Annotated in this window: 17 protein-coding genes; 7 read left to right on the top strand and 10 right to left on the bottom strand. The window is 63.9% G+C overall.

The annotated features are described in order from the left end of the window. The first annotated feature begins 35 nt into the window (after positions 1–35). The 5 genes from V6E02_RS05710 (at position 36) to V6E02_RS05690 (ending at position 5,064) form a co-directional block, all read left to right on the top strand. On the top strand, positions 36–959 hold the full coding sequence (locus V6E02_RS05710) for a sulfotransferase family protein (RefSeq protein WP_347307812.1): 924 nt from the start codon (positions 36–38) through the stop codon (positions 957–959). Beyond that, positions 956–2,011: a hypothetical protein gene (locus V6E02_RS05705; RefSeq protein WP_347307811.1), complete on the top strand. Its 1,056-nt coding sequence runs from the start codon at positions 956–958 to the stop codon at positions 2,009–2,011. The genes V6E02_RS05710 and V6E02_RS05705 overlap by 4 nt, the downstream gene beginning before the upstream one ends. Then, complete coding sequence (locus tag V6E02_RS05700; RefSeq protein WP_347307810.1) at positions 2,008–2,931, top strand: glycosyltransferase; 924 nt, start codon at positions 2,008–2,010, stop codon at positions 2,929–2,931. The genes V6E02_RS05705 and V6E02_RS05700 overlap by 4 nt, the downstream gene beginning before the upstream one ends. A 205-nt stretch (positions 2,932–3,136) precedes the next feature. After that, the gene (locus V6E02_RS05695) at positions 3,137–4,285 is read left to right on the top strand and encodes a glycosyltransferase family 4 protein (protein ID WP_347307809.1); all 1,149 of its coding nucleotides are present in this window, start codon (positions 3,137–3,139) and stop codon (positions 4,283–4,285) included. Beyond that, complete coding sequence (locus tag V6E02_RS05690; RefSeq protein ID WP_347307808.1) at positions 4,282–5,064, top strand: hypothetical protein; 783 nt, start codon at positions 4,282–4,284, stop codon at positions 5,062–5,064. The genes V6E02_RS05695 and V6E02_RS05690 overlap by 4 nt, the downstream gene beginning before the upstream one ends. Here the strand turns inward: V6E02_RS05690 and V6E02_RS05685 are convergent, their stop codons facing one another. Genes V6E02_RS05685 through V6E02_RS05650 form a run of 8 tightly spaced genes read right to left on the bottom strand, consistent with a single transcriptional unit; the run spans position 5,065 to position 15,400 of the window. Beyond that, entirely contained in the window at positions 5,065–6,195 is a 1,131-nt protein-coding gene (locus V6E02_RS05685; protein WP_347307807.1) for a glycosyltransferase, read from the bottom strand. Positions 6,196–6,200: 5 nt separating this feature from the next. Further along, positions 6,201–7,133: an FkbM family methyltransferase gene (locus V6E02_RS05680; protein ID WP_347307806.1), complete on the bottom strand. Its 933-nt coding sequence runs from the start codon at positions 7,131–7,133 to the stop codon at positions 6,201–6,203. Beyond that, positions 7,130–10,300 (bottom strand): sulfatase-like hydrolase/transferase, encoded by a 3,171-nt coding sequence (locus tag V6E02_RS05675; RefSeq protein WP_347307805.1) that lies wholly within the window; start codon positions 10,298–10,300, stop codon positions 7,130–7,132. The genes V6E02_RS05680 and V6E02_RS05675 overlap by 4 nt, the downstream gene beginning before the upstream one ends. Then, on the bottom strand, positions 10,297–11,232 hold the full coding sequence (locus V6E02_RS05670; RefSeq protein ID WP_347307804.1) for a glycosyltransferase: 936 nt from the start codon (positions 11,230–11,232) through the stop codon (positions 10,297–10,299). Before V6E02_RS05670 ends, V6E02_RS05675 begins: the two co-directional genes overlap by 4 nt. Continuing rightward, a complete protein-coding gene (locus V6E02_RS05665; protein WP_347307803.1) occupies positions 11,219–12,184 on the bottom strand; it encodes a beta-1,6-N-acetylglucosaminyltransferase in 966 nt (321 codons plus the stop codon). The genes V6E02_RS05670 and V6E02_RS05665 overlap by 14 nt, the downstream gene beginning before the upstream one ends. Further along, the gene (locus V6E02_RS05660; protein ID WP_347307802.1) at positions 12,181–13,122 is read right to left on the bottom strand and encodes a glycosyltransferase family 2 protein; all 942 of its coding nucleotides are present in this window, start codon (positions 13,120–13,122) and stop codon (positions 12,181–12,183) included. The genes V6E02_RS05665 and V6E02_RS05660 overlap by 4 nt, the downstream gene beginning before the upstream one ends. Before the next feature lie 2 nt (positions 13,123–13,124). After that, entirely contained in the window at positions 13,125–13,925 is an 801-nt protein-coding gene (locus V6E02_RS05655; protein WP_347307801.1) for a polysaccharide deacetylase family protein, read from the bottom strand. 8 nt (positions 13,926–13,933) lie between these two features. Continuing rightward, complete coding sequence (locus V6E02_RS05650) at positions 13,934–15,400, bottom strand: lipopolysaccharide biosynthesis protein (RefSeq protein ID WP_347307800.1); 1,467 nt, start codon at positions 15,398–15,400, stop codon at positions 13,934–13,936. A gap of 468 nt (positions 15,401–15,868) precedes the next feature. Between V6E02_RS05650 and V6E02_RS05645 the strand changes: the two genes are divergently transcribed. Continuing rightward, the gene (locus V6E02_RS05645; protein WP_347307799.1) at positions 15,869–16,624 is read left to right on the top strand and encodes a DUF2334 domain-containing protein; all 756 of its coding nucleotides are present in this window, start codon (positions 15,869–15,871) and stop codon (positions 16,622–16,624) included. A gap of 21 nt (positions 16,625–16,645) precedes the next feature. Beyond that, complete coding sequence (locus V6E02_RS05640; RefSeq protein WP_347307798.1) at positions 16,646–17,158, top strand: hypothetical protein; 513 nt, start codon at positions 16,646–16,648, stop codon at positions 17,156–17,158. A 298-nt stretch (positions 17,159–17,456) separates the two neighbouring features. On the opposite strand, the gene V6E02_RS05635 is transcribed toward V6E02_RS05640, so the two are convergent. Then, the gene (locus V6E02_RS05635) at positions 17,457–18,170 is read right to left on the bottom strand and encodes an ABC transporter ATP-binding protein (protein ID WP_347307797.1); all 714 of its coding nucleotides are present in this window, start codon (positions 18,168–18,170) and stop codon (positions 17,457–17,459) included. After that, positions 18,154–18,924: an ABC transporter ATP-binding protein gene (locus V6E02_RS05630; protein ID WP_347307796.1), complete on the bottom strand. Its 771-nt coding sequence runs from the start codon at positions 18,922–18,924 to the stop codon at positions 18,154–18,156. Before V6E02_RS05630 ends, V6E02_RS05635 begins: the two co-directional genes overlap by 17 nt. Positions 18,925–18,931 lie beyond the last annotated feature (7 nt).

Here is an 18,931-nt window from a genome sequence, read left to right as displayed (position 1 = left end):
ACCGTGCGCCGCTCCCCTGATCGAAGGAGTCGATTTTGAGTGAATTCTGGGTGAAAGTCGATAAAACCCTACGCCACCACGCGCAGGCTGGCAGGCGTGTCCTGCGCGGTGTGATCTGGGATCTGCTGCGGCCGGCAGCCAGCCGTCCCGTAATCATCCTCGGTTGCAGCCGCGCTGGCACCACCCTGGTGTACAAAACCTTCTCCGAGTCCCTTGAACTGGGCAGCTTGCAGCGGGAGACCCACGATTTCTGGATGGCGCTGCACCATCCGCGCGCCCGCAACTGGGACACGCATGCCCTCGACGCGCGTCATGCCTCGCCGGCAGACCGGGATTACGTCACCCGCTATTTCTACGCCTGGACCGGCCGCTCGCGCTGGGTGGATAAGAACAACCAGAACGGCCTGTGCGTGCCCTATCTGCATGCGCTTTTTCCGGATGCGCATTTCGTTTACGTCAAGCGTAGCCCCGGCGACAACGTGAACAGTCTGATCGAAGGGTGGGGCAAGCCGGAGGAGTTCGCCACCTGGTCGGCGGAGCTGCCGGAGCAGGTGGCCATCGATGGCGGCCGCTATACTCGCTGGTGCTTCTTTCTCGCCGAGGGCTGGCGTGCTTATAGCCGCGCCTCGATCGAGGAGGTGTGCGCCTTTCAGTATGTGGCCATCAACCAGGCCATCCTCGAAGCCAGGGCCCTTCTCTCGCCCAACCAGTGGTCCGAGGTGTTTTACGAGGATCTGGTGCGCGATCCGGTGAACGAATTCAGGCGTCTATTCAGCGAAGCGGAGCTAAGTTTCACGCCCGCCCTGGAAAAGCATTGCGCGCGTGTGCTGGATACGCCTTACAACGCCTTTTCCGCCATTCGCCTGGACAAATGGAAAGATGGCTGCAACCGGGCGCGCATCGAGCGTATCCTGCCCATGGTCGAACCGGTGGCACGCCGCATGGGATACGAGCCGTGAACGCAGCTCGCCTGCTCTCCGTCTGGCGCGAGCCGGCCCTCACCCATCCCGTCCTGGTCCTGGAGAGCGACGACTGGGGGGCGGATGCGCCCGGCCGGGTGGCTGAGCAAGCGCGGGCGCTCTACGCTCTCATACAAGTGCTAAGAAGTATTCGCGATGCTACCGGGCGCAGCGCCGTGATGACCATTGGGCTGGTGAGCGGCATCATCGATCGCGAAGTCTGGCGCAAGACGGCGCGCTACGTCCGGCTGACCCTCGATCACCCATCCCAGGCCGCGGTGCGGGAGGCCTTAGAAAGCGGTATTGCGGCGGGCGTGTTTGCCATCCAGTGGCACGGGCTGGAGCACTACTGGCCGCCCGCCCTGCTTGCGAGCCGCGCGCAGCCGGCGGTCAGGCGGTGGCTCGAGCAGGAGGCACCCACGGAAGCCTTGCCGGATGCGCTGCAAAGTCGCTGGGTGGATGGGTCGGTCTTGCCCACCCAAGCCATTGCCGGAGCGCTCATCGAACAAGCCATTGCCGAAGAGGCGGCGTGCTTGCGACGATGCTTCGGGCGCGTACCGACCGTGGCCGTACCCAATACCTTCGTGTGGAACGACGACGTGGAAGCCGCTTGGCGGCGTGCCGGCGTCGAGTGGGTGGTGACGCCTGGCGCTCGCCACACGGGCCGTGATGCTCAAGGTCGTTTACTCACAGATCGCCGGTGGCTCTACAACGGCGCGCCCTCTGCCACCGGTGTGCGCTACCTGGTGCGTGACGTCTATTTCGAGCCCGCCCGCGGCCATGACCCCCAGCGGCTGGTGAGCGGACTCGACCGCCAAGTACGCGCGGGCCGGCCCTGCTTGGTGGAAACCCATCGCTTCAACTACCTGGGGCAAAGGGGTGCGCAGGCTCGGGAGGCGCTGCGGTGCGCCCTGGAAATGGCCTTGGCGCGTTACGCGAAGCTACGTTTCGCCGCGAGCGAGGAACTGGGCGCAAAACTCCTCGATAGGGACGCCGACTGGGTCAGGCCGCCCAGGCTTGCACACTGTTGGACGAGACTAGGCGTGACATGAGTGGCCCCCGCTTCTCGGTGATCATTCCCGTCTTCAACGGCGCGGCCTGCCTGGCCCGGGCCATAGACTCGGTGCTGGCGCAGAGCTGGACGGCCCACGAGATCATCGTCGTGGACGATGGTTCCACCGACGCCACGCCGGAAGTCGCGCGGCGCTATGGGGATCGCATCCTTTATCTGCGTCAGGACAACGCTGGGGTATCTGCGGCGCGCAACCGCGGCGCGCGCCAGGCCACTGGTGACTGGCTCGCCTTCCTCGACGCGGACGACTGGTATTACCCAGACCGGCTGCGCTGGCACGCAGAATGGATCGCCGCCCGGCCGGGGCTGGATTTCTTCACCGGCGACTATGACTACGTGCGCACGGACGGTAGCCTCATTTCCCACTCCATGGACCAGCACGAATCCGGCCAGGCAATGCTGCGCAAGGCTAAGGGCTTGCCGCACGTGGTGATGGAGTCGGACGAATTCGAGATCTTCGTTGCCGACCATTTCGGCGATACCCATACGCTATCGGTGCCGCGGGCCACCTTCCTGCGTCTGGGCGGTTATCCCGAAGGCTATCGCGTGTGCGAGGACGTGTTTTTCCTGGTGCGGCTGTGTGCGGCGAGTCGTCGCGTGGGCGTGGTGTGTCGGCCCATGGCGGCCTATGTCATCCACGAAGCCAGCGCCACGCGGCGGGATCCGCTGCGGGCGCAGCAGGAGAACGTGCGTACCCTGGAAGCCATGGCGCGCGAGTCCGTGGCCTATCCCGCGCAGGTGCGCCGGGGTGTGCTGGCGCGGCTGCGGCGGGGGCGCCTGAACCTGGGCTATGCCCTGGCGCGCACGGGCCGGCGCTGGGCGGCCGTGCGCGCGGTGTTGCCCAACCTGTGGCAATCTGCCCGAGGGCTCCGGGATGTGCTTTCCATGGTGCGCGGATGAGGGCAACGGCTGTCTTGCCAGGCAGCAGCAATGGCGTGGCTGTCCATGGCGTTCATCCTTGTCAAACCCGCATCGCGATGGCGCAATCGCAAGCACGGTCGTGCAGCAGTTTTCCAGGCGATGGCAACATCGGCCCGGATGTGCAGCCCACCCGTCTGGGTGCGCGTGGCCGATAGAGGCTGATCATCCACGGAGAGCCTAGGCTGTGCGACTCATCGTGATCACCGAACTTTACCTACCTACCAAGGGCGGCACTGCCGTCTGGTTCGACCAGGTCTACCGCCGTCTGGGCGGCAAGGACATCCACGTGGTAACGGCGGATGTGCCGGGCGCGGCGCAGCACGACGCGGCCCATCCCAACACGGTGCACCGGCTCTCGCTGCGACGTCATTGGTGGCTCAGGCCCGAGTCGCTGGCCATGTATGGGAAGTTTTTCTTCAAGAGTCTGGGCCTCGCCCTGCGCCATCGATTCCAGGCCGTGCACGCCGGCCGCGTGTTGCCGGAAGGGCTGGTGGCGTGGCTGGTGGCGCGCATCGCCCGCATCCCGGTGGTGGTCTATGCCCATGGCGAGGAAATCACCACCTGGCGCCAGCCCGCCAAATTCCGCGTCATGGGCTTCGTGTATCGCCATGCGGACTGGGTGATCGCCAACAGCGAATTTACGCGCGACGAGCTGACCAAGCTGGGGGTCGCGCCGCAGCGCATCGTTCTGATTCACCCCGGTGTCGATACCGAGCATTTCCGCCCCGGCTTGCCGTGCGATGACCTCAAGGCTTCCATCGGCCTGGCGGCCCACGAGAAACTCATCTTGTCCGTAGGCCGCCTCTCCCGGCGTAAGGGTTTCGATATGGTGATCCGCAGCCTGCCGGAACTCTTGAAGCAGGGGCGACCCGTGCGTTACGCGTTGATCGGCATCGGCGAGGATTGGGACTACCTGCATAGCCTGGCGCGAGATTGCGGCGTGGCCGACCGTGTGCACTTCTTGGGCCACGTCCCGAGCGAAGACCTACCCCGTTGGTACAATGCGTGTGACGTGTTCGCGATGCCCAATCGGGAAATCAACGGCGACACGGAGGGGTTCGGTATGGTGTTCTTGGAAGCTGCGGCCTGCGGCAAACCCGCCCTTGCCGGAAACGCAGGCGGGACGGGGGCGGCGGTCGTGCACGGGGTCACCGGGCTACGCATCGACGCGAACGATGTGCGCCCCGTCTCTTCGGCGCTGGCCCAGCTGCTTGCCGACGACAGCGGCGCACAAACGATGGCCGACCAAGCGCGAGCTCGCGCCCACCACGAGTTCGACTGGGCGGTCGTCGCGGACCGGACACGACGGCTTGTTAAGGAGGCGAAACGATGAAAACGATTCTGGCAGCCGTAGCCATCCTCGTGGTGCTGGTTGAAGGCATGCCCGTCGCTTCCGCGGGCAGCTATCCAACGGATGAGGAACTCAGAACCCTGCCACCTTTTTGCACCTGGAAGCTGCGCGGTGGAAAAGCAGATCTGGATCGTGGCTTCGCCCTGCTTGGGGAACAGTTCAAAAACGCCCACCACTATTGTGCTGGTTTGAACCACATCAACCGCTATTATCGTGCCGTCGGCTCTCCGGGCGCGAAATCCTTCCTCCACGAGGCGGTCAATGAATTCACCTACATGGTGGAGCATCTCGTGCCCAGTAGCACCCTGGCTGGCGCGAGCTATTTGGGCAGGGCAACGGCCTATGCCCTTTGGGGGCGGGATGGGGAAGCGATGCAAGATTACCAGGCAGCGGTTCGCCATGATCCCCGTCTCGTCAGGGCTTACATCGCGTGGGCGGATTTACTTGCGGAAAGAAAGCTTCCCCAAGACGCGCTCAAGGTCGTGACCGAAGGTCTGCGCTGGAACCCCGGCAGTCGCGACTTGCAAAACCGCTACGAAAAACTCGGCGGCAAGCTGCCCTACCCGGAGCCGGTGGTGGCCCAGGGCAAGGCGAGTGCGCCCGCTGATGCGCAACCCAACGGGCCATCCCCTTCTAATGGCGATCCAAAACCTGCCGACTCAGGCACCTCCCCGGCTTTGCGCGCCGCGCCGCCGCAGCCAAACGCGGCAGGCGCGAACCCAGACAAACCCTATTGTCGTTTCTGTCCCGACGAACCCTGATCAGCTCCGCGCCTGCAACACCTCGTCATATATGGCCGTGATGGCCTGGGTGTGTGCCGGTAGCGCAAAGCGTTGGTGCGCGCACTGGGCGGCGTTGAGGCTCATTTGCGCCCAGAGGGTCGGGTTGGAAAGGAGAGTGAGAACCGCCTCAGCAAAGCCGTGGACGTCACCGACGTTCCTGAGGAAGCCCGTTTTGCCATCTTCGATGATTTCGGGAATGCCTCCGCTCCTGCTGCCGATGACGGGCCGGCCGCAGGCCATGGCTTCCACCACGACCCGGCCAAAGGGCTCGAACTGGGAAGGTACGATCAGGACGAACAGTTGCCGCAAGATGTCCGGGATGTCGGTGCGATGCCCGAGAAACTGCACGTGAGCTTCGATTCCAAGACTGCGTGTCAACTGTTCCAACTGAGCGCGCCTTCCGGTACCCTCCGTGTCTTCACCCACGATCCAGAACGCCAGGTCGGTACGGTGGCCAAGCAAAATGGCTGCCATGCGCAGAAAATCTTCGTGCCGCTTGAAGGGGGCAAAGTTCGCGACAATACCCACTCGAAACGGCGGCGTCGCGGGCAGCGGCGCGTGCGGGAAGCGTTCCAGGTCCACTGCGTTGTGCACTACGTACGGCCGGCTGCGGGGCGTCATCCGTTGCAACAGGGGCCAGAGCGCATCGCGCATGGCCTGGCTGTTGAAAATGAATGCGGCAGGCTTGGGCAGGCCATGCAAAGTCCAGCGCGCGCCCGCTTCATCCACGGGAAAGCGCACGTGGGTCACATAGGGAATACCCGCAAGCCCCGCCGCCAGCGCGAAGGATCGGCTGAGATCGAAACCGTTGCCATGGATGATGGCCGGACGCACCCGGCGAAAGAGGCGATACCAATGCAGCGTGCCCAGGGCGCAAGCCAAGGGGCGGCTGGCGGTCAAGGGTTGAAAAGGGTATACCTCAACGGGCAAGCCCAAGGCGCGCGCGTGTTCGGTAAACTGTCCTTCGCCGGGCACCACGACGTGGGGCTGCCAGCCATATTCCGGCAGTTTCGACATAAGGCCCAGCAGACTCATGCCGCCGCCGCCCAGCTTGGCGAGACGAGCCCGTCCCGGCTGAGGGCTGTTGTTGATGAGGAGGCAGGTTCGCATGGCGCTCACGCGCTAAAGGACCGTTTCGCGCGCCGCGCGCGGTAACGGACGGCATCGAGACCGATCCAGCCGGGCTCGATCGTTTCGGGCGCGAATAGGGCGTTGTACTGATTCTCCTGCGCGGCTTGCTTCGGCTTCATTGGGCGCAAGCCCTTCTCGGTGATGGCATACATGTAGTAGCCGCGGGCGACCACGTCGCAGGCCAGTTCGACGGCATTGCTTCCCAGCGCACGCAGAAACCCGTCCGTGATTTCCATCAGTAGATAAAGACGGTCCGTTTCGATGATCCGCGCCATGCCGCGCACGACGCGGTGTTCCGCGCCTTCCACGTCGATCTTGACCAGCCGCAGCGGCGTGACTTCTTCGATCAATGCGTCCATCGGCCGGGTCTTAACCTCGAATCGCGCCGCGGCATCCGCGATCGCGCGCAGACTGGAAACGCCCTTGTGGCCCGCGGGGCCCTCATGGAAGGTCACGGTGTCCTCGCGGTCCGACAGCGCGAAATCGTATAGCGTCACGTTCCGATAGCCGTTGAGCTTCAGGTCGGCTTCTAGCCGGTCGCGCAGCGCGGGCAGAGGCTCGAAGCTGAACACGCGTCCTTCGAGTCCCACTGCTTGCGCGGCCAGCAGCGTGAAGAAGCCGGCATTGGCGCCGACATCGGCGAAGTGGTCCCCGGGGCGTAGCAGACTGGCGATGACGCGAGCGGTCGCGGGCTCATAGTCCCCCGTGAGATAGACGTATTGACCGAGCCAATCCCCGAGATCGGCATGGAAGCGAAATCCGTGGCGCGTCTTGACCAGCCGTGTCCCTAGCCTATCGCCCTGTCGGCGCAGCAGGGGCAATGTGGCGGCGATGATGCGCCAGCGGCCACGAGTCACCGGACTGTGGCGCAGCCAGGCAGCCGCGGCGAGAATGGCGGTTTTCTCCGTCAGCTTCATCCGCGCGCGGCCTCCCCCGTCATGCAACTGGGAATGGGATTGCCGGCCAGCTCTTGACCGGCGAGCGTGGTCAACCGATGCCACAGGCTACGCAAAAGCTCCGGATGCTCGGCGGCGCAGTCGAACCGGCATTCCGGATCGGCTTCCATGTCGAAGAGTCGCAGCAGCAACCCTTCTTCCAGGGGCTGGCAGACCAGCTTCCAGCGACCAACACGCAATGCGCGATCTTTCGCCAGGCGCACCGCCGATTCCCACTCGGGTTTGACCGAGATGGTGCCGGTGGCGAAGTCGCGCACGGTGAGAAGTTCGGTCAGGGGTGGGTACAGTCTGTGCTGGGGATGCATGTCGGGCAGGCGCGAAAGCCAGATGCCCGTCTCGGTGAGAACCTCCCGCGGCGCGCCGCCCGCCTGGCCCCGCATGAGGCGCACAAGGGAGCATCCGTCCATGGCTGCTTGCTCACGCTTGGCCATTCCACACAGATCGAGCAAGGTGGGCGCGAGGTCGATGGCGCGCACGGGTTCCGTCACCACCCTGGGTGCGATCCCAGGCCCGCAGATCACCAGGGGAATGCGGTTGGATGCATCACTCACCACCGAGTTGCCCTGCCCCCAGGTGCCATGCTCGAAGAACTCCATGCCGTGGTCCGAGTAGAGCACGATGATGGTGTTGTGCGCGAGCCCACACGCTTCCAGGTGAGCCAGAATGGCCCGCACCTCCTCATCGAAGCGCGCCACGCAGCCATCGTAGAGCGCGATGATCTGGTCCAAGTCGAAGGCGGTGCGAGGCTCGGCCTGGCGCCGTATGATCTCCCAGGGGTCGGTCACGCGGGACAAGGCGAACTTGGACTCGCCCGTGTAGTCGCGGGGCGCGTACCGCAGGTAGTAGGGATACTCGGAGCCGAACGGTCCATGGGTGGTGGAGAAAAACACATTGAGCAGAAAAGGACGCTCGTCCGCCGCACACTCGCTGAGAAGGTGGCGCGCTTCCCGTCCCAGGAAGTCGGTGTTGGGCACGCCGGCCAGATAAAAGATTTCTGGCAGGAAGCGGCGCCCGAAGGCATTGTGGGTGAAGAGCGCGAGGAATAGCCGCAGGTCCTTCGGACCCTGCCGGATGAACAATGAAATGTTCCACTGATCCTCAGGCGTGTCCACCCGCTCGAATCCGAGCTCGAACTTGCCCAGATCGGCACCACACCAGTCCGACAAGGCAAGCGTCCGATAACCGCAGCGCCGCAACATGTGCGGCAGCGCAGGGCTGGCCAGCTGGGTGGCCTCATCGGGGACGAAATTGTCCCCAACACCTAGCCGCGCGGGCCAGCAACCAGTGAGCAGGGCAAGCAGCGAGGGTGCCGTGCGCGCGCAGGGCGTGAAGCACCCATCAAACCGCACCCCGCGTCGGGAAAGCTCCAGCAAGAAAGGCGCCGCATTGCGCGTGTGACTGCCATCCAGCCGGTCCGCGCGCAGCGTGTCGCAACCGAGCAGCAGCAGATTGGGTGGTCCTTCACGGCGAACTGCCGTGACCGGGCGCGCCTCCACAGGTCGCAGCCATAAGGCCAGAAGGCCATAGAAGGACAGCCCCGCGAGCCAGGCCAACGCAGCCGTAAGACGGCCCTCAAGCGCATCGCCTAGTGCCATGGCGAGCGCGGCGGCGGTCGGCACCCCGACCGCGAGCATGGTCGCTCCTTTGAGGCGCGTTGGCGTGAGTCGAAACCAGATGGGGTAGAGGCGGCTGATCCGGTAGCGGTACGAGGCGGCGATATTGGCGGGCAGCCAAAGCAACTGGCGGAGAAACTGCAGACCCGTAAGTAACACCAGAGAGGTGAAGGCCGCGACGAGTTGTCCGCCCAAGGAAGCGCCTTGGCCCAGCCAGCGGGCGACGGCGTGCTGCATGGCCACACCAGGAATCGCCAACAGGCTGGCAATCACGAAGGCCCAGGCCGTGAGTCGCAGCTGGGCCAGCAAGGCCTGGACGCGGTAGCGGCGGATGATCTCGGCAGGCAGCCGTGGCCCAGCCATCACGAAGGCGCGCAGCGACCACAGGGACAATCCGAGCGCGGCGCCGGCGGCAACCAGCGAAACGGCCAGGATACCCTGCGTCATGCCCCGGGGGGCGGCCTGCCAGCCCGCAGCGAGGGCCGAGGCGGCGGAGAGGATCATCAGCACAAGAAACATCCGCGTGCGCCGGATTTCTCCGTCGCGCCAGGCGGGTCGCCAGCGGTTAGCATGAGCGCCCGCCATTTCCCCAAGGGTGGCGGCGAGGCGCACCAGGTAGTAGCGCATGCGCGCAGGCGTCGGAGGCCACAGAGCTGACAGAACGTAAATCGATAGCTTCTTCCAATGGTAGGGCGCGATACCGGTGCGCACCCGGCGGCGAATGATTTCCGTTTTGGAGCGGGCGAATGCCTTCCGGAGCACATAGGCGATGCTTAGCCGCTTGGGGTCCACATGGTGGTACTGCAGCATGTCTGGCACATAGCGGCAGCGTTCACCCAGGGCGAACGCCCTCTCCAGAAAATCTGCGTCCTCGCTGCCGCCCAGGTCGTGCCCACGAGGACCCAGCTTGACCGAAAACGCACCCACGCGATCGAATACATCGCCGCGCAGCGCGAGAACGCCCCCACCGGGTAAACCATCGGCGGGTGTGAGTTCCCGAGGCTCGCTGCCCCAGCCACTCTGGGGCACGGGGCGCGGCCGAATCGCGTAACGCCCTTCGGTATGCACCCAGGGGGGCTCACTGCCATCCCAGTCCGGGACGATGCGGCCACAGAACAGGCTGAACTGCGGCCATGCGTCCGCGGCTCGACAGGCCGCCAGCAGATAGTCCTGCGCGACCCGCTGATCGTCATCCACGAAGGCCACCAGGTCTGCGGTGCGCAGCCGCGGGATGGCGGCGTTCAAGGCGTGCACCTTGCCGGGCTGCGCTTCGCTGAACCAGGACAGCGGCAGCACGGAGGCATCTTGGATGCTGCGCGTGGCCTCCCGTTCCAGCAATGCGTGTGTGTCATCGGTGCAGGCGTTGGCCACGACCAAAATATCCACGCGCCATCCTGTAGGCCGCTTGGCCGCGTTCAGAGATTCGAGAGCGCGCGCCAAGAGTGTGGCGCGGTTGTGGGTGCAGATGAGAATGGTCAGTTGCTTGACACCGTTGCCCGGCATGGAATCGCTCATGACCGACGACGCCGCAACAGGCCGTGCAACGTGCCCAGAAAATGGGCGACGATGATTTGTCGATGAACCGCTTCGTCTGGCGTAGCGAACACGCTGCCCGCCACGGCACGGCCCACGGCACGCAAAGTTTGGGGGAGAAGATACAGGGGGACGTTGAGCAGCCGTCGCGTGCCGGGTACATCGCGGCTCTCGGCAATGTTACGGCTGGTCTGATAACGCCACCGCAGAAGGTAGCGCCGCGTAAGCCGGAAGGTTTCCACCTTGTGATGCACACGGGCCCGGCCGAGAAACACTACCTTGAGCCCCGCGGCGAGGATACGCTCGAACATCTCCCCGTCCTCACCGCTGGCCAGCACCTGGCCGGTGCGGCCACGACGCGTGTCGAAGAGCCCAACGCGGTCGAAAACCCAGCGGCAGAAGGCCATGTTCGCGCCGAAGGGTGCCTGGCTGGGGTCGGTGATGGGATAGTCATCGGTGCGTTCGGTGCGCACCGCGACGAAGCCATAGAAACGCGGCGTGAACCAGGCTGGAGGCGCGATTTCGAACATGGGCGCGATAAAACCGCCACATGCATCAGCCCCATGCTGCGCCATGCCGCTCAAAACTTGTTCCAGCCAGTCCGGCTCTGGATGCACGTCATCGTCCGTGAACAGAAGAATCTCGCCCCGTGCTTCGGCAATACCTCGGTTACGGGCGTGGGATAGTCCCTGGGTTGGATGGAAGACATAGCGAAGGATCGGCCACTGTGCCTGGAAGCGTGCCACTACGGCACGCGTGTCGTCGCGGGAGTTGTTGTCCACGACGATCACTTCCCAGGTGCGACCGGCCATGACTTGTTGATTGCGCAGGCACTGCAACGTTTCCGCGAGAGACTGGGCGCGATTGTAAGTGCAGACGATCACTGTGGCATGGAGGCGCTCAGGCTCCATCATGTGCTCCCAAGGTGTGGCCCGCATCGAGTATGCGATCCAATGCGTCCAGCACGGCGCTATCTCGATCCGCGTCGAACTTGCGGCCGAAATCCTTGCCGGATGCGATCATGGCCGGTAAATGTTCCATGGTGAGTGTGACCGGATGAGCGGCCGTGTCACTCGCCCACAAAATGAAGCGTCTGTTGTCACCGCAGTGCACGCGCAAGGGGCTGTTGCACAACACGGTGGCGAAGAGTGATTCAGAAGGGATCAAGCTGGTGCGATACAAGGCGACCAGACCGGGTCTCTGGTCTAGCGTTTCCAGGAGATATTCGACGGCCTGGCGAGACAGCACGAACCAGTCGCTGCCAAACCAGCAGGGCCAAGACTCGCTAAACGGCAAGCGATGACGCCTGACACCGAGCAGTTGAGGCAGGCCGCGGGGCCGCCGTTCGAGCCGAATGAAACGCTGAGATTGGTTGAGTCGCGTGCGCACAATGCCAGCGAAAGCTTTCACCCAGGGCGGCAGGAGGTAGGCGTGGCGAAACTTCGGTAGAACCCAGTAGCGATAGCAATACCGGTAAAGATACTCATGCTCCGGCGAGGCATCGAGATAGGCATCCTGGGCCTCTTTAAGAAGCGCTCGCTCGCTCTGGGCCAAGGGACGCAAAGGATAGTCCTGGCCGCTGATGAGTTGCACGTAACGCCAGCCATTTTCCGTGAGCAGTCGTCGGTATCCCGCGAGCACGGCCTCGACCATAGAATAGTCACCCCACTGCACGGTGATGCGAGGGATGATGAGGCCCACATCCAATGCCGCCAGGCGCGCCGGTTCCGGTACCGGCTGCTTGCCATCGAAATGAAGCGCGATCAAGGCGTTGGGGCTGTCTCTCCGCAGGCGCTCCAGCAGACGAAGCAACTGCTGCGGCTTGTGATGAGCCATGACAAGGTAAGCCACTGGAGCCACGGTCATGATGTTCCCTCACGGGGTGTATCTTCGCGCACACGCAATAACCCTGCATGCCAGGATTCTGGCAGCCACGCGGGCAGCATGTAGAGCCAGTCTTTCAGGCCCCCATAGCCGTGTTTCATGACCTCCCGAAAGATTCTGCGGGCGGCCGGCAAATCCCGCTGCCAGTAACTTTCGTAGCCCATGCGCAACACGGGGCCCCACAGCACGTGGCGAACGGTTTGCCGCCCCAGTTGTCGTCGGATCTCCGGATGAGTGGCAAGGAATTTTTGCTGGGCTCTCACCTGGTAGCGGGCGATCTTGGCGCGATCGCGGGTCATTTGACCCGAGCCATGATGGTGGTAATAAGCCAGCACGCGCGCGACGCGAACCAATGGCACGTCTATCGCCGTTCGCAGCCAGAAATCGAAGTCCTCGGCCGCCTTCTGTTGCTCGTCGAAGCCGCGTACCGCCTTGGCCAAGCCAGTGGGCAGCATCGCCGCGTGCACCGGCCAGCGACAGCCTTTGAGCAAGTTCACTGGTTTGTCCGGCGTTTCGTAGTCAGGCGGGACGAAAGGTTGGCCACGCCCTTCGGCCAACCCTACGTTTTGCCAGCCACAATAGGCAATCGCAGACCGGTCGGTGGTTTCCAGGGCCCGCACCATCGCCTCCATAAACTCCGGGTGCCAAGTGTCATCGGCATCGAGAAAGGCCACGAATTGTCCCGTGGCGTGCTCTAGCCCAGCGTTTCGCGATGCGGGCAGGCCGCGATTGCGTTGGCGAATGATCTGGATCCGCGGGTCTGGGAGCGTTGCAAGCACCTCTGCCGTGTCATCGGTGGACCCGTCATCCACGGCGATCAGTTCCCAGTCGGAAAATGTTTGGGCCAACACGCTGCCCACGCTCATCGGCAGGAAGCGGGCGGCGTTGTAGCAGGGCATGATGACGGAGATGGCAGGCATCGTCAGATTCTCGCCGCGATCTGTGATAGGGCATGGCGCGCCACTTGCTGCCAGGCCACGTCGTGGGAGCCCCACGCCAGCTTGCGGGCAAGCACGGAAGTCGAGTCCTTGTTGAAGACAGTCAGCCGCCGCAGGCGATAGGGGTTGCCATCCCGCAGCGCCCAGCCCGTGCGGGTATGGCAGGCCGAGGCATAGCCTGCCGCTTTGACCGCGGCCTCGCAACGCTCATCCCATTTGCCATAAGGGTAGGCGAAGCTGGGCACCTGCCGGCCGAGGAGGTCTTCCAGCCGCGATTTCGAGTCCATGAGCTCGCGCCTTAAGTCCTCATCCCCGAGCTCTGGCAGTCGCGGGTGTGTGATGGTGTGGGAGCCGATTTCCATTCCGGACTCGGCCATGGCCCTGAGTTCCGCAGGTGAGAGCAACCGACTTCGAGGACGGGCATCCGTTTGCCAGGGGTGGGCCTGGTTCAAGTAGCCGGTGGTCACATACCAGGTGGCCTTCATCCCGCGGCGGTTCAATTCTTCCCAGGCAGCCAGATTGTCCACGTAGCCATCATCGAAGGTGATGACCGCAATGCGCGGGCTGGCCTGCGGTGCTTCGCGCAACAGCTCGCTCACCGTGGGCGTGTCGTAGCCCGCGTCTTGGAGAAAATCGAGCTGGGCACGAAAGCGCGCAAGCGACACGGCCCAAGGCCAGCTCGGCGTGCCTCTACCGGCAGTAACCGCGTGATACATGAGGATCACCGGCGGGTGCGTAACCTGGCGGGCGTGGAGCCAACGGCTGATGGGATCGATCCTGGTCATCGCGTATCTCATGCCGGTAAGGGCGAAAGCCCCACGAGTTTGCGCCAGCGATTGGCTTCGCTGCGTAGGGGCGCGGGTGGCTTCAACAAGGCGAGCATGGCATAGGCTGCGAGTCCCGTGCCCGCGATCAGAGGCAGTTGCAGAAAAGGTGAGGTGAGGCCCAACTCGCGGGTGAGCTGGGAGACCGCGAGTAGCACGCACGCTTCTACGGCGCATAGGCGTAATACGGCGGCAAGGGCCTGCCATACGGCCTGCCAGGACGAGCCAATGGTCGAGAGTGCCAGTGCACACATGCGCAGGCCGTGGACCACAGCCACCGCAAGCACGGCGATGGCGATCACATGAATGCCGTAAGATGCCACGACGAGGCACGCGACGGTGAGCAACATCCAGGCCTGGCCTTGCAAGATGCTCTCGCGCCCTAGACGGTTCTGGGCTGCGATCAAGGCACCGGAGACGATTTCCAGAAGCCGAAAAGGCCCGGCAAGGCAGAACAGGGCCAAGGGCCAGGCGGCTGCCTGCCACTTTTCCCCATAAAGCGCAACCACGAAGGGCTCCGCGGCGAAACCTAGGGCGAGAAAGGCAGGAAAGGTGTAGAACGCAAGCAGGGTGAGGGTGCGAACGTATAGGTAACGGGACTGATTGACATCATCCTGCACCTGCGACATCGCCCGGAACACTGTCTGGTAAGTGGAGCCGCCCAACAGACGCAAGGGCATGTCGGACAGACTATCGGCCTTGTTGTACAGGCCGACCGCTGCGGGGCCCAGCGTCTTGGTGATGAGGAAGTTCGGTGTCTGGGCGCGGAAATAAACCAAAAGCTCGTTGAGGACGTTCTTCGCCCCATAGGCGCCGAGGCGGCGTGCGCTTTGTGGGTGGTAACGGGGAATGGGGCGCCAGGGCGCGCGCCAGGATAGGAGCAAGGCCGACAGCACGGCCCCCGCTAGGCCCGATAGCACCAGGCTCCACACCCCCCAGCCCTGCCACGCCCAGAAGATGCTCAAGACACCGGTGAAAATCATGCTCATGAAGCCGATTACCGCCGTTTCCTTGAAGCGCATGGCGCGCCGCAGGCGCACCCCAGGGTTGGCGCTGAAAGGCCGGATGAGGAAGGAAAGCGCCGATACCCGCAGCAGGGGCTCATAGATGGGATGACCAAACCAGCGGGCGAACCAGGGCGCGATGAGAAAAAATCCGGCGTAGATCACCACGCCTATGGCGAGCTGCACTGCGAACAGGGTCTCATAGTCCCTTTCGCTCACCTCCTTGGCCTGCACGGTGGCCTCCCCCATGCCGGCGCTGGCGATCATGCCTACGAAGCCGGTGAAGATCTGCACGGTGACCAACAAACCGAAATCCTCCGGCAGCAGCAGGCGCGCCAACACCACGCCGAAGGCGAACTGCAGCACCTGGCTGCTTAAGCCGCCGAGAACCAGCCACTTGGTGCCGTGCCGAATGCGTTCACCGAGCGTCATGCGTTAAGGACTCAATAAATGCTGGCCAAGAGAGGAAGCAGCAGAAATGCGCGCGACATCGTAGCAAAAGCCATGCCGTTCGCATCCCATGGCAGGTATGGGGTGGAGTTGCGACCCTCTCCTGTTCGAGCAACGCCCTCCCAAGGGGGATTGTGCCGCGCACCCTGGGCACCCCGGCGCTGGGCCTTTGCCGTGGACGTCCGCTCAAGGTCCGCAGTCTTTGCTTCGGTGGGCCTTCCGTCAAGTCCGTCGAGCTTTCGCCAAAAGGCCGGTGGCGACGGGCACCTGTGTGCCCTGCCGTGTGGGCGGAAAGCCGTGTTTTCGCTGGTCCATACCGTGGCATGCGCTCCTTGAGAAGCGCGGCCCTGCCCTTGGCATGAACCCTGCACCGTCGGGCCGCGTGCTGGCGTAAAGGCGGGTGAGAAAGCGAAAACTGTCATGGGGACTTTATGCATGCGAACGCCTCTGATGATGACATTAGTCGCAATGACCATGGTCGTGTTCTCTGGGGGCGTCTGGGGTGCGGCTTTCCCGACGGTGAGCATCGTGCTGCGCTATGACGACTATGCGGCGACCAGTTCCACAGCCCTCGAGCAGCGCCTGTTCACGGCGTTTGCCGCCCAGCGTGTGCCGGTGCTGGTGGCTGTCGTGCCTTTCCCGGGGCGCGCTTATCCCCAGTCGGTGACTGACCTGACGCCTATTGCCCCAGACCTCAGCGAAGAGAAGGTGACGCTGCTCAAGGCACTGCTAAGGAGCGGCATCGGGGAAATTGGTCTGCACGGCTACAGCCATCGTAACAATGGATCGGCTGGCGATGTCGTCACCGAATTTGCAGGGCTGCCTTTCGAGCGCCAGCGGCAATTTCTCCTGCTGGGCCGACGCGCGCTGGAAAGCACGCTGGATGCGCCGGTGCGGGTGTTCACGCCCCCTTTCAACGCGTTCGACGCAAAAACCGTGCGGGCCCTGCGTGAGACGGGCTTTTCCGTGCTCTCCGCCGGGACCACGCCCGCGCAAGAGGCGGGGCCCTTACGTCTTTTGCCTGGCACGGTCTATCCCCAGGGTTTGCGCGCCGCGGTGGCGCGGGCTCGGCAGTTGAAGGAGCCTGCCCTCGTGGTGGTCGTGATGCATCCTTACGACTTCGTGGACAGTGGCGAGGCTATGCCTGGTTTCCGGACCCGCTATCGTGACCAGATGAAGGTGCAGACCTTTCTGGACGATGTGTAGTGGGCGCGCAACCAAGCCGGTGTGCGGTTGATTTCGGTGAGCGAGGCGCTGGAACGGGAGGACCTGTCGCCGCGTCGAGTTGCGGCCAACCATGCCCTCGTGAGCGCGCTGCGCAGCTGGGGCCCGTTGTTGCCCGCCTGGCTTGCACCGCCATCGCCAGATGGCATCTACCTGGAAACGGACCGAGCGGAAGCTCGACGCCTGTGGCTTATCGCGCGGGTGGTCGGTCTAGCGCTTGCCCTGTTTGCGGCGAGCTACTTGCTCACACTTCGGCTGCTGCGACTCGCGCCGTTCCAGCACACGGTGCGCTTACAGCAGACCATGCTGCTCCTCCTGGTGCTGGGCGTTGCCGCCCTCGGATTTGCGCAAGGGTTTTATTTCTCGAAGTTGGCCGTCTTGCTCGTGGCCCTGGGTTGGTTGGCTGCCGGCGCGAAGAGCGGGCGATATTTCTTTCCCCGGTCGCGATCATTGAGACTTTCGAAAGTATGTGACCCGACAGCCGGCGATCGCCCTTCCCGCGCAGACGGGAAGTAAGGCCCAGGTGACCATGGTGGCGCGGTTGCCTAAATCCGGCTCTCGCCTTGCTTGGCCGGAAGGGCCGAGCTGGGTTGCTCCCGTGTGGCGGGCGCCGACCATTTCATGTTCCTGGCCCGTTTCCTCGGCTCCCGCTTACGCAGGGCAGGCGGCAAGGTGTCAATCATGGGCGTCCCGTTCAATAGCCATGGTAGGCTCAACGTGCAAGTGTCATTGCCAGCGAATTGATGCAGCGGGAACGCTGTGGCGATGCAAAGGCCCGCTCCGATAGCGTCCCGCCCGGCTTACCTGTGGTGAGCTATTCGCCCAAATAGGCGCGCCGCACCTCCGGGTTGGCCGCCAGTGCGCTGGCCTCATCGGCCAGGGTGATGAGCCCGTTTTCCATGACATAGCCCCGGTGGCTGACTTGCAGCGCGAGATTGGCATTTTGTTCCACCAGCAGAATGGTGACGCCCTGCTGCGAGATTTCGCGGATGATCTCGAAGATTTTGTGCACCATGAGGGGCGCGAGCCCCATGCTCGGTTCGTCCAGCAAGAGCAATTGCGGCCGGCTCATGAGGGCGCGACCCATGGCGAGCATTTGCTGTTCGCCGCCGGAAAGGGTGCCGGCCTTTTGGTCGGCGCGTTCCTGTAAGCGCGGAAAGCGGGCGAACACGGCTTCCAGGTCGCGACGGATCTGGGCGCGATCGCGGCGGACATAGGCGCCCATTTCGAGATTCTCTTTCACCGTCATGCGGCTGAAGACACCGCGCCCTTCGGGTACTAGGGCGATGCCGCGACGCACGATTTCATGACTGGGCTGGTGGGTGAGGGAAGCGCCGCGAAAGTGCACGGCGCCGCCCGAGGCCGGCACCAGGCCACACAGCGCCTTCAATAGCGAGGTCTTGCCGGCTCCGTTGGCGCCGACCAGGCAGACCAGTTCCCCTTCTTCGACGACGAGGTCCACCCCTTTGACCGCCTTCACGCCCCCGTAGGCGACGGCAAGCTTGCGGAGTTCAAGCAGGCTGGCCAACGGCGCCTCCCAGATAGGCCTCGATCACGCGCGGATCCCGCTTGACGTCTTCGGGTGCGCCTTCTGCGATCTTCTCGCCATAATTGAGCACCGCGACCCGATCGCACAGGCCCATCACCAGCTTCACGTCGTGCTCGATGAGCAAAATGGTGGTGCCGGCGGCGCGCAGTTTTTCTATGAGCTCCACGAGTTCTCGCCGCTCGGCCGGGTTCATGCCGGCGGCGGGTTCGTCCAGGGCGAGCAGCTTGGGGTCGGTGGCCAGCGCCCGGGCGATTTCCAGCCGGCGCTGGTCGCCATAGGGCAGGTGCTTGGCGAGCGCCCGGGCGTGTCTGTCTATACCCACAAGCTTCAGCAACTCATGGGCCTTGGCGCGTATCGCGGCTTCCTCCGCGCGCGTGTTATTGGTGCGCAGGATGGCGTCGAGGACATTGGCACGGGTGCGCACGTGGCAGCCTACCATCACGTTCTCCAGCGCCGTCATGTGGGCGAACAGACGAATGTTCTGGAAGGTGCGGGCCAGGCCCAGCTTGGCCACCGCGTGGGGCTTCAGCCCATTGAGCAGATGGCCGTCCAGACGTATCTCGCCCGCGCTGGGGGTGTACAGGCCGGTGAGACAATTGAACAGCGTGGTCTTGCCCGCGCCGTTGGGGCCGATGAGGCCGAAGATTTCCCCTTGGTGGATGCCTAGGCTCACGTCCTGCAGCGCGGCCAGACCACCGAAGCGTTTGGATAGTCCCCGCGTCTGAAGCAGCATGGGCCGA

The sequence above is a fragment of the Thiobacter sp. AK1 genome, assembly GCF_039822265.1.
Taxonomy (GTDB): domain Bacteria; phylum Pseudomonadota; class Gammaproteobacteria; order Burkholderiales; family Thiobacteraceae; genus Thiobacter; species Thiobacter aerophilum.
This window is presented reverse-complemented; position numbering and strand designations above follow the sequence as displayed.

Coding starts and splice junctions, on each gene's coding strand:
- V6E02_RS05665 (WP_347307803.1), bottom strand. CDS start 12,184: ATGACCGTGGCTCCAGTGGCTTACCTTGTCATGGCTCATCACAAGCCG.
- V6E02_RS05700 (WP_347307810.1), top strand. CDS start 2,008: ATGAGTGGCCCCCGCTTCTCGGTGATCATTCCCGTCTTCAACGGCGCG.
- V6E02_RS05690 (WP_347307808.1), top strand. CDS start 4,282: ATGAAAACGATTCTGGCAGCCGTAGCCATCCTCGTGGTGCTGGTTGAA.
- V6E02_RS05660 (WP_347307802.1), bottom strand. CDS start 13,122: ATGCCTGCCATCTCCGTCATCATGCCCTGCTACAACGCCGCCCGCTTC.
- V6E02_RS05685 (WP_347307807.1), bottom strand. CDS start 6,195: ATGCGAACCTGCCTCCTCATCAACAACAGCCCTCAGCCGGGACGGGCT.
- V6E02_RS05655 (WP_347307801.1), bottom strand. CDS start 13,925: ATGACCAGGATCGATCCCATCAGCCGTTGGCTCCACGCCCGCCAGGTT.
- V6E02_RS05645 (WP_347307799.1), top strand. CDS start 15,869: ATGATGACATTAGTCGCAATGACCATGGTCGTGTTCTCTGGGGGCGTC.
- V6E02_RS05650 (WP_347307800.1), bottom strand. CDS start 15,400: ATGACGCTCGGTGAACGCATTCGGCACGGCACCAAGTGGCTGGTTCTC.
- V6E02_RS05680 (WP_347307806.1), bottom strand. CDS start 7,133: ATGAAGCTGACGGAGAAAACCGCCATTCTCGCCGCGGCTGCCTGGCTG.
- V6E02_RS05630 (WP_347307796.1), bottom strand. CDS start 18,924: ATGCTGCTTCAGACGCGGGGACTATCCAAACGCTTCGGTGGTCTGGCC.
- V6E02_RS05675 (WP_347307805.1), bottom strand. CDS start 10,300: ATGAGCGATTCCATGCCGGGCAACGGTGTCAAGCAACTGACCATTCTC.
- V6E02_RS05670 (WP_347307804.1), bottom strand. CDS start 11,232: ATGATGGAGCCTGAGCGCCTCCATGCCACAGTGATCGTCTGCACTTAC.